Origin of the sequence: Nostoc sp. NMS2 (assembly GCF_017115105.1) — a bacterium.
Lineage (GTDB): Bacteria > Cyanobacteriota > Cyanobacteriia > Cyanobacteriales > Nostocaceae > Nostoc.
Map to the genome: position 1 here is coordinate 20,185 of NZ_JABXKH010000021.1, position 10,000 is coordinate 30,184.

Sequence of the window (10,000 nt, forward strand, 5' to 3'; positions counted from 1 at the left end):
TAGCTTAAAATGCTAGCGCCGAAACTTAATTATACATCTCCAAAAAGTTAGATAACATAACTATATCTTCAGACAGATATAGCAAAATTAATATTGCCAACTTCTCTAATTAATCGAAAATTGTGTTATTCAAAATAATTTATTTCTGTAACCAATAAAGCCTAATAGATTAGATATTCAATAATTTACAATTTATTTGGCTGATAAAAAAAATCGTTGAGAATTTTTATGCTATTAATACTAAATGACAATTTTCATATAATTTGTATATAAATTATTTTGTCTTACTTTTGGATTTAGCATTTATCCCATCTGGTAGAAATAATTCTGAATCAAAGTTGATAACTTAAATACAAGTGAGATTGTTGAGGCAATTATGAGTATTATTGCTTGGATAGTTTTAGGACTTTTGGCAGGTGCGATTGCTAAAGCTGTTTATCCTGGCTATCAAGGTGGTGGAATTCTCTCCACAATGATCTTAGGTATCATTGGTGCTTTTGTCGGTGGAAGTCTGTTTAGCCTATTGCGAACAGGAACTCTGCAAATTACTGTGGCTGGCGCTGGTTTAACTCTTCCTGGTATTTTAGTGGCTGTGCTTGACGCAATTGTTGCTATTTATCTATGGGGATTAATCGGAAGAAGCAGCAATGCCTAATCGCTTATTGGCAGTTATCAACACTGACATTACCACTGTATTTTATTGGTCTTCTAGTTTCCAGTTTTAGAAGCTATTCAAAATCAAATTAGCTCTCTTTGGAAAAATCCTAAAAGACCATTCAATCCTTCTGTAACATCATAATTTTTGGAAGTGTAAATCTATGTTTTTTCACAAAAAAGAGCCTATTCATGCAGTTAACGTTAGTGAACCAAACCCTCGTTTTGCTCAATTACTTCTAGAGCAGTTTGGTGGAGCTACTGGAGAACTTAGTGCAGCATTGCAATATTGGGTTCAATCATTCCATGTTGAAAATGCTGGAATTAAAGATATGCTCCAAGACATTGCAATCGAGGAATTCGGACATTTAGAAATGGTTGGAAAACTCATTGAAGCTCATACAAAAAATGTGGATCAAACAGAGGCTTATAAGAGTACTCTCTTTGCAATTCGAGGGGTTGGTCCTCATTTTCTAGATAGTCAGGGTAATGCTTGGACTGCAAGTTACTTGAATGAAGGTGGAGATGTAGTGCGTGATTTAAGAGCTAACGTTGCAGCAGAAGCTGGCGCTCGTCAGACTTACGAAGAGTTAATTAAGTTGGCAACTGACAAAGGAACCCAAGAAACTTTAGTCCATCTGTTAACACGAGAAATTTCTCATACCCAGATGTTTATGAAAGCTCTAGATTCGCTGGGTAAGTTGACAGATCCATTCTTTGGTAATATTAAGCCAGATGATACTGTTGCTCTTTACTACAACCTATCTACAAACGGTGATGGCAAAGATGAGCGTGGCCCCTGGAATTCTGAGCCAACATTTAAATACGTTGCTAATCCGCTAGAAAGCCACTCTTAGAGGTTGTTTAAAAAGTATTTGGCTGTGGTTTTAGGTACTTATTGATCCTCGCTAACCTCCCTAAAAAAGGTGAGAATCAAAATCTCCCTTTTTTAGGGGAGCCACTGCGGTCATAGGGGTTTCCCTCATGACCGCAGTGGCATGGATTTTGGGGGTTTTAAGGCTTTTGTTACCGACAAGAAGACTTTTAAAACATCCTCTTAGCTTTATGCCTGCTATGGCAATGCTAAATTATTTGTGAACAACAATACTGCCGGACTGCCGGCTTATTATAGCGGTTCTTGCTTGAGTGAGGTACAAAAACCCCACCCCCAACCCCCTCCCGCTTGCGGGGAGGGGACTATGATGTACCTTGTATGATTAGGAAACGCCATAGAGAAGTTGGTAATATTAGCTATATATATCTGCGTTATGAAGAATGGACTATATTGCACTCAATTTAAAATGGGTGTAAATCATAAGTCATGCTGAAGAAGTCAGAGCGATCGCCTCTTCAATATCTAGCTCGACGTTTCTGAATTCAGGTGCAACTCAAAATCAAAACTAAGAATCAGGAGATTAATTTGTGATTGTCAACGCTACGCAAAAAGGTTGGGAAGTAATTTATCATCGTGCCCATGCTTTATTAGCGGCTCAACTGGCGGGTCAATGGCGACGCAAAGATACTCCAGTAAGGTTATATGAAACTCTCGCGGCAATTTCTCATCACGATGACCTAGAGAAAGAGTGGGAAGAAGATATTCTGACTGAAGCCGGTGCGCCAAAAGACTTCATGCTGTCCTCAAATGCCGATGTAGATGCTGGTGTACAGAAATTGGCTGATTTGGCAAAGAATGCCCTTTACCGTGGACGGTGGGTAGCTTTATTAATTTCTATGCACATCAGTCGTTTAAATGAGGGAAACCGGGGTGAGGGTTCTAAACTAGACAAATTTTTAGATGAGCAACTCCAAAATCAGCAACGTTGGCGCAAGGAACTGGGCATTAAAAAGGAGGAAGTTGATGTAGCTTATGCGTTTATGCAGTGGTGCGATCGCCTTTCTCTCATCTTATGTCAGCAAGAACTACCTGACGATGAGCGGTTTTTAGAAATTAGCAAGGGTCCTGAAGGTGAGCGCTATGACATCATGCAGCGTAGTGATAACTTGGTTGTTGTCAAACCCTGGCCCTTCCAAGCCGATAAATTCACGGTCAATGTCGAAGCCTGTGACCTCTCCCAGGTGAAATTTGAGAGCAATACCCAACTAACTGAAGCACTACAAGAAGCCCCTATCAAGGTACTTGAGTGGACATTCGTTAATGGATAACGAATGTCCCCATCCTCTTTACGAGACGCTATGCGCACAAATCTTACAGGATTTAGTTTTCCTCCTGCCTTCCTCGATAAAAAAGAGCCAGAGAATTAACTCTCTGGCTCAATACGGAGACAAAAGAATCATCAAATAAAGGCTAACTTGGGCAAGAACCTAAATTCTTCCCAGGTTATGCAGCCCTAAAACCGCGCCCACTCCTAAGATATGACCAAAGGCTGTGGTTGCTAAAAGGGCTGGTAAACCAAAACCACCAAAAAGATTAGATGAGGGTAGTGCTGGTTCTGCGTTGGGATATTTGATAGTCGATTTACCAAAGGCAATGGCAATGATATTAGCAATAATGATAATCAGTCCGACTGTCGGACTCCATTGCAGGGGTGTAGTTGCAGCAGCGAGTAAGGTTGAAGTAAACACCTGATTTGCTCCTGAAATTTATTAATGATTGAAAATATAATCTGAAACTTTCCGAAGCAAATTCAAGAAAATACCCAATTTTGCATCAATATTTAACAGTTATTCTTACTACTTAATACAAATTGAGTTCAATGTAGTCAGTTAACTGTGCTAACTGATTTGAACTTCAATGTCAGAAGCAAACGTTTTATTGGTTTTAAATTATACCTGAACATTAAGTATCGGTGATCATAAATAGTGGTTTATTTATACACAGCAAATGATAGCTTCAGCTTTTATCGAACAGAATTCAGGAGTCAGGACGGGCTAAACGCCCCGCTATCGCTAACAGAATAATGCCTCCGTCACGCTCCGCGAACAGCTTAATTAGATTATGTATAAAAAAGGTGAAAAACTATAAATTTTATCTATGAAAAGTATGAGATACAAGTATAGATTTTCCTCTACCTAAAGAAATTAAATATCCAATACCCAACTTAGAATTATACTTCTGGCAGAAGATGTAAAAAAATGTTAGACATCTTAAATTAAGATAAATATTAATCAAAGTTCCTAAACAATTCAAGCAAGTGTGTTACACACGAACTTGGAACAGCCTAAAGCTTTGTTAAAATCAGCAACACACAAACTATGAACTCTACCACCGAAAAACGTATCGCCTTGATTTCCGTCCACGGAGACCCGGCGATTGAAATAGGGAAAGAAGAAGCAGGGGGACAAAATGTTTATGTGCGCCAAGTGGGTGAAGCACTAGCGCAGCTGGGATGGCAAGTTGATATGTTTACCCGCAAAGTGAGTCTGGAGCAAGACTTGATTGTTGAACATGGAGAAAATTGTCGAACTATTCGTTTAAAAGCTGGGCCCCTTGAGTTTGTGCCGCGAGATGAGATTTTTGAATATTTGCCAGAATTTGTGGATAATTTCCTCAAATTTCAAGTCAAAAATGAGATTAAATACGAGTTAGTTCACACTAACTATTGGCTCTCTAGTTGGGTGGGGATGCAGTTAAAGAAAATCCAAGAGAGTAAACAGGTTCACACATACCACTCATTAGGAGCAGTCAAGTACAACACTATAGAAAATATTCCTCTGATTGCAAGTGTGCGATTAACAGTAGAAAAAGAGGTGTTGGAAACAGCAGAGCGAATTGTGGCTACAAGTCCGCAAGAACAACAACACATGCGATCGCTAGTTTCTACTGAAGGCAATATCGACATCATTCCCTGCGGCACAGATATTCAGCGATTTGGTTCCATTGGGCGAGAAGCAGCCAGGGCCGAACTGGAAATTGCTAAAGAAGCCAAAGTTGTCTTATATGTAGGACGTTTTGACCAACGCAAAGGTATAGAAACCTTGGTGCGTGCAGTCAACGAGTCTAAACTACGCGACTCGAAGAATCTCCAGCTAATTATTGGCGGTGGTAGTACTCCAGGTAACAGCGACGGCATTGAGCGCGATCGCATTGAGCAAATCGTCCACGACTTAGGAATCACTGATTTGACCATTTTTGTTGGTCGTCTCAGTCAAGATATTTTACCAACTTATTACGCAGCTGCTGATGTCTGCGTTGTTCCCAGTCACTACGAACCCTTTGGACTTGTAGCGATCGAAGCGATGGCAAGCGGTACGCCAGTTGTGGCAAGTGATGTCGGTGGACTTCAGTTTACTGTAGTTAATGAAGAAACTGGTTTATTGGCACCACCACAAGATGTAGGTGCTTTTGCGTCTGCTATTGACCGAATTCTCTTTAATCCAGAGTGGAGAGATGAATTGGGTAAAGCTGGCAGAAAGCGTGTCGAAAGCAAATTTAGTTGGCATGGCGTAGCAGTTCAGTTGAGTGAACTTTACACCCAATTGTTGAAGCCATCAGCAAAAGAACCTGCATTGCTTACTAAATAGTGTGTCAAGCAACATAATCCACTTCGGATAAAATCATCTTACATACCGTTGAAGAAGAATTCAGAATTCAGCAATCCTGACTCTCGTGGACTCGCTACTGTTGCGAAGCACTGCTTTTTCGGTACAAAATTCATTCTGACTCCTGACTCCTGACTCCTGAATTCTATTCGATAAATTCTGTAGAGAGACGCAAAATTTTGCGTCTCTACATTTTTTAGGGGATCGATTGGAGGATGCCTACCCTAGATTGATATCAATATTAGAGATGATGGAAGTATACTGAGCATCGACCTTTGAACGCGAACGGCTATGCAACCAGTTGACTTCACCACCCTTACAGCTACTTGTAGCGAAATCCGCGCTAACTGGCTGCCCTCGCGGACAGAACAGGTTTATCAGCGCGATCGCTATACTATTGCTATAGCATTACGCACCATGAAACAGCGTGATTGGCTACAGATTTCTTGGCATCCCCAAGCTGCACATATTTGTATCGGCGATCCACCACCGCGATCGCCAGATACTTTTACCTTTAGCCAACAACTCATACACCAATTGGGTGGTTTGGCACTGGTGGGTATTGAAGCGATCGCTCCTTGGGAGCGTGTTATCGATTTACAATTTGCCCGTCGTCCCGGAGAAAGCGCCCTGTATCATGTCTATGCAGAAATTATGGGCAAATATAGTAACGTTATTCTCACTGATGCCAGCAATATAATTATCACCGCAGCCCATCAAGTCAGTCAGCAACAATCTAGTGTCCGTCCCATCCAAACCGGACAACCTTATGAAGCACCACCAAAACTGACTGGAACTGTCCCCAGTTTGAGCGAATCTCAAGAACGTTGGCAAGAACGGGTAAGTTTAGTACCAGGAGCAATCAAGCGGCAATTGCTGAAAAGTTATAGTGGCTTGAGTGCAGCATTGCTGGAGTTAATGCTGTTAGAAGCAAATATCGCCCCAGAAACATCTACCGATACTCTCAACCCCGACGATTGGCGACGGTTGTTTGAGCGTTGGCAAGAATGGCTGCAAGCCTTGGATTCCAAGAAATTTCAACCTGCTTGGACAAAAGATGGTTACACCGTAATGGGTTGGGGTGTAGTTGAAAAGGTCAAAAATATCCAGGAGTTGCTCAACCACTATTACAGTAACCAAATTGACCAACAGTTATTTTCCCAATTGCGCCATCAGTTGAGTCAGAAATTAAATAATATTCTGGCGAAATTACGCAACAAGGCTCAAACCTTTAAAACGCGCTTGCAGCAATCAGATCAAGCCGACGAGTATCGACAAAAAGCTGATTTATTGATGGCTCACCTGCAAAACTGGGAACCGGGGATGAAAGAAATTATCCTTGCTGATTTTGAGACAAATTTGCCAATTGCGATCGCGCTCCAGCCAGATAAAAATGCTGTCCAAAATGCCCAAAGTCTGTACAAACAGCACCAAAAGCTGAAACGCGCTCGTGCTGCTGTCGAACCCCTACTATTAGAAGTGCAGACAGAAATTGAGTATTTAGAACAAGTAGAAGCTGCGATTGGCCAAATAGATACCTACCAAACATCAGAAGATTTGCGAGCTTTAGAAGAAATCCGCGAAGAGTTGATTGGACAAAAGTATCTTGAAGATCCAGAATACCGCAGCCGTAGCGCAAACGAACCCCCCAGCACCAACTTTCATCGTTACCTTACCCCCAGCGGCTTTGAAGTATTAATCGGTCGCAATAATCGCCAAAATGACCAATTAACCTTTCGTGTAGCTGGGGATTATGACATCTGGTTCCACGCTCAAGAAATTCCAGGGAGCCATCTGTTACTACGTCTAGAACCCGGTGCTGTGGCAGAAGAAGCTGATTTGCAATTTGTAGCTAATCTTGCCGCTTACTACAGTCGCGCTCGTCAGAGCGAGCAAGTGCCAATAGTTTACACCCAGCCAAAACACGTTTACAAACCCAAAGGAGCAAAACCGGGAATTGCAATTTACAAGCAGGAAAGCATCCTCTGGGGGAAACCACAAATGGTCATTAGTCATTAGGCATTGGGCATTGGGCACTTGTACTGAGCGACTTGTGCCGAGCCTGTCCTGAGCGTAGCCGAAGGGCGAAGTCGAGGTAAGTCGAAGTATTGGGCATTGGGTATGAAGAAGGACAAGGAAGAGACTATTCAATAATTCCCCCTTGTCATCCTTGTCTCCCTTATCCCCCTCATCCCCCGGTTGGTGAGCGAAGTCGAACCACATCCTCCCTGCTCCCCTCCTTTTCTACCCTGCGATTTGCTGAATTATCCTGATAGATAGAAGCTTTTAAGCTTTGTTAATATCTTTTTTTGATGAATATTCAGGAAAAATCTGTGTTGACTGTTACAATATTGTTAAGAAAAGTTGCCCGTTGCATTTTGGGAACGCGCAATTGGGTTTTAACTCTCTTGAGAAGACAACGCAAAAAACAAAAATTTTATAGACCAGCTGTGGGAGGCTGGTCTTTTTGTATTTAATACAAACACTTTGAGTATTTTTTGAACATCTTATAGTTCGATACGCTTGGGTTAAAAAAAAACTAAAACTGGCGTAGGTTGGGGAGCCACTGCGGTGGGCGGGTTTCCCGACTTGTTCGCTTTTAGCGTTCCCACAGGGTAGCAAGTGGCGTTTGAGGAACGAAACTCAACATTATCAAGGCTTTGTTGGGTAACGCTTACGTTCAACCCAACCTACTATTCTTCTTAACTGGTCAAATCATGGAGCTGATCACGAGCCGTGGCGATCGCACAAAATAATTTACAGTGGGCTTGTCTTGCAGTGAACTTGCATTCGTATATAAGACGTGTCTTATATCATCCCTCGGAATGCTCAGAATTAATGAACGCTTTTACCGTGAATAACGTATGTTACCGATTCTAGTGCTACCAACAATGCGTTTACTTTGGATGCAAGTGGTATTTTTAGCTGTAATCTATGCCAGGAACCGGACTTGAACCGGTGACACGAGGATTTTCAGTCCTCTGCTCTACCAACTGAGCTATCCCGGCTGGGGCTTTTGTGAGCCACGATTAATAAATGTAGCAAACATCCCAAAATATAGCAAGCCCTTGGAGAAAAAAGATTTATGCAGCTTTCAAATTCAGCTTAAACCAGATGAAAACGGCTACAAATAGCAGGAATTGGACAAGAACAATACTTGGGCCAGAAGCAAAGTTGAAAATACCAGAGACAATGATGCCAGCAATGCTGCTAATGGAACCAACTATCACCGACATAACTAGAAAGCGGCTAAAGTGGTGACTCATCAGTTTGGCGGTAGAGGCGGGAATAACCAAAAAGGCGTTCACCAATAAAACGCCGACAGCTTTAATCGCTACAGCAACGGCGAGTGAAAGCAAAACCACAAACACGTAGCGGTACAATTGGACGGGAACGCCTTGAACTTGTGCTACATCAGGGTTAAGGGTCAACAAAATTTGCTGCCGCAGGGTTGATAGTAAAAATATGCTACCTCCTACAAGTATTAACAGCGTCAAAATCAAATCTGTGGTATTGATCGCTAGAATATCGCCGAACAGTACAGCCATCAAGTTGCCACGATATCCTTTAATCAGGCTAGTAAGGATCACACCGATCGCTAATGCTCCAGATAGCACTATACTAAGGACGCTATCGCTACCTAAATCGGTTTTGTCGATAAAGTAGAGGACAATCACCCCAAAAACCAAGGTAAAAGGTAACAGCATCCAAGTCGGATTTATTTGTAGCAGCACACCTAACGCCACACCTACTAATGCTGCATGACCAACCGCGTGGCTAAAAAAAGACAACTGGCGCAAGGTAACAAAACTACCCAACATCCCGCCAAGTATTCCCATTAATACAGCACCTACGATCGCACGCTGCATAAAAGGGAATGTTAACAAGCTTACCAAGTCATTGCTACTTGCGATCGCTAGCCTTGCTATCTGACAATCATTAAATAAATTCATACTTATGGGCATTAACTAATTCTGGGAGTTTAATTACGAATTACGAATTACGAATTACGAATTATTTTAATGTTGGTGCTGGTAGCGACTGAAACCTGGGCCGTAGGTTGCTAACAAGTTTTGCGGTGAAAGGGCAATTTCTGGCTTACCAGTACAAACAATGCTTTGGTTGAGGCAAAGCACGCGATCGCAATGGCGATTTACCATATCAATATCATGAGAAACTTGTAATACTGTCCAACCCTCTTCTTGCTTTAATTCATTTAGCAAAGCGTAAAAGTCTGCTGCACCTTGCACATCAACACCAGCAAAGGCTTCATCCAGTACCAACAGTTTCCGAGGCATTACCAAACAATAAGCCAATAAAACCCGCTTAAGTTGACCACCACTAAGAGTACCAATAGCTTGATGCTGTAAATGATAAGCATCGGTTCGCCGTAAAGCTTCTACTACTGCTGCCGATTTTTCTCTGTCTTGTCTCCACAGCTTAGAGAAAAATAAATCTCCCTTTTTTCCTTCCTTATCCCATCCCAGTCCCACCAATTCGCTAACAGAAATGGGAAAGCTCCGGTCAAAAATGAAATTTTGCGGCATATAGCCCAATAAATGACGCAAACGCCCCAGCCTTGCAATTGGGCGACCTAAGATTTCAATTGTACCAGCACTTCGAGGTATCAAATCTAAAACCGCTTTTACCAGAGTACTTTTACCAGCACCATTGGGGCCAACTATGGCTGTATCTGTTCCTGGCAATAATTCAAAAGAAACATCTCGAACAGCTAGATAACTACCTTGATAGACAGTTAATCCTTCTACTTTTAAAATAGCAATTTTATTTGTCATTGGTCATTGGTCATTGGTCATTGGTCATTGGTCATTGGTCATTGGTCATT

The 10,000-nt window shown here is 41.9% G+C and carries 8 protein-coding genes and 1 tRNA gene; 5 read left to right on the forward strand and 4 right to left on the reverse strand.

Features of this window, described 5'->3' with window-relative positions; all coding sequences use genetic code 11:
• Positions 1 to 376 precede the first annotated feature (376 nt).
• The 3 genes from HWQ36_RS01495 (at position 377) to HWQ36_RS01505 (ending at position 2,817) form a co-directional block, all read left to right on the forward strand.
• The gene (locus HWQ36_RS01495) at positions 377 to 655 is read left to right on the forward strand and encodes a GlsB/YeaQ/YmgE family stress response membrane protein (protein WP_292697347.1); all 279 of its coding nucleotides are present in this window, start codon (positions 377 to 379) and stop codon (positions 653 to 655) included.
• A gap of 163 nt (positions 656 to 818) precedes the next feature.
• Positions 819 to 1,511, forward strand: coding sequence for a manganese catalase family protein (locus tag HWQ36_RS01500; protein WP_292697349.1), 693 nt, complete (start codon positions 819 to 821; stop codon positions 1,509 to 1,511).
• Between the two features lie 565 nt (positions 1,512 to 2,076).
• Positions 2,077 to 2,817 carry a DUF3891 family protein gene (locus HWQ36_RS01505; protein WP_292697350.1) on the forward strand — a complete coding sequence of 247 codons (741 nt, stop codon included), beginning with the start codon at positions 2,077 to 2,079 and terminating at the stop codon, positions 2,815 to 2,817.
• A gap of 159 nt (positions 2,818 to 2,976) precedes the next feature.
• On the opposite strand, the gene psaK is transcribed toward HWQ36_RS01505, so the two are convergent.
• A complete protein-coding gene (gene psaK, locus HWQ36_RS01510; RefSeq protein WP_012410900.1) occupies positions 2,977 to 3,237 on the reverse strand; it encodes a photosystem I reaction center subunit PsaK in 261 nt (86 codons plus the stop codon).
• 630 nt (positions 3,238 to 3,867) lie between these two features.
• On the opposite strand from psaK, the gene HWQ36_RS01515 reads away from it, so the two are divergent.
• Positions 3,868 to 5,136: a glycosyltransferase family 1 protein gene (locus HWQ36_RS01515; protein WP_292697356.1), complete on the forward strand. Its 1,269-nt coding sequence runs from the start codon at positions 3,868 to 3,870 to the stop codon at positions 5,134 to 5,136.
• A 309-nt stretch (positions 5,137 to 5,445) separates the two neighbouring features.
• Positions 5,446 to 7,173 carry an NFACT family protein gene (locus HWQ36_RS01520; RefSeq protein WP_292697358.1) on the forward strand — a complete coding sequence of 576 codons (1,728 nt, stop codon included), beginning with the start codon at positions 5,446 to 5,448 and terminating at the stop codon, positions 7,171 to 7,173.
• A 916-nt stretch (positions 7,174 to 8,089) separates the two neighbouring features.
• On the opposite strand, the gene HWQ36_RS01525 is transcribed toward HWQ36_RS01520, so the two are convergent.
• The 3 genes from HWQ36_RS01525 to HWQ36_RS01535 all read right to left on the reverse strand — a co-directional run bounded on the left by HWQ36_RS01525 (position 8,090) and on the right by HWQ36_RS01535 (position 9,950).
• Positions 8,090 to 8,162: transfer RNA gene (locus tag HWQ36_RS01525), tRNA-Phe, on the reverse strand.
• Positions 8,163 to 8,237: 75 nt separating this feature from the next.
• Entirely contained in the window at positions 8,238 to 9,107 is an 870-nt protein-coding gene (locus tag HWQ36_RS01530; protein ID WP_292697360.1) for a metal ABC transporter permease, read from the reverse strand.
• Positions 9,108 to 9,173: 66 nt separating this feature from the next.
• Positions 9,174 to 9,950 carry a metal ABC transporter ATP-binding protein gene (locus tag HWQ36_RS01535; RefSeq protein WP_292697362.1) on the reverse strand — a complete coding sequence of 259 codons (777 nt, stop codon included), beginning with the start codon at positions 9,948 to 9,950 and terminating at the stop codon, positions 9,174 to 9,176.
• Between the last annotated feature and the right edge of the window lie 50 nt (positions 9,951 to 10,000).

What these genes read in the sequence shown, in the direction of transcription:
- HWQ36_RS01535 (WP_292697362.1), bottom strand. Translation starts at nt 9,950, where the DNA reads ATGACAAATAAAATTGCTATTTTAAAAGTAGAAGGATTAACTGTCTAT.
- HWQ36_RS01530 (WP_292697360.1), bottom strand. Translation starts at nt 9,107, where the DNA reads ATGAATTTATTTAATGATTGTCAGATAGCAAGGCTAGCGATCGCAAGT.
- HWQ36_RS01520 (WP_292697358.1), top strand. Translation starts at nt 5,446, where the DNA reads ATGCAACCAGTTGACTTCACCACCCTTACAGCTACTTGTAGCGAAATC.
- HWQ36_RS01500 (WP_292697349.1), top strand. Translation starts at nt 819, where the DNA reads ATGTTTTTTCACAAAAAAGAGCCTATTCATGCAGTTAACGTTAGTGAA.
- HWQ36_RS01515 (WP_292697356.1), top strand. Translation starts at nt 3,868, where the DNA reads ATGAACTCTACCACCGAAAAACGTATCGCCTTGATTTCCGTCCACGGA.
- HWQ36_RS01495 (WP_292697347.1), top strand. Translation starts at nt 377, where the DNA reads ATGAGTATTATTGCTTGGATAGTTTTAGGACTTTTGGCAGGTGCGATT.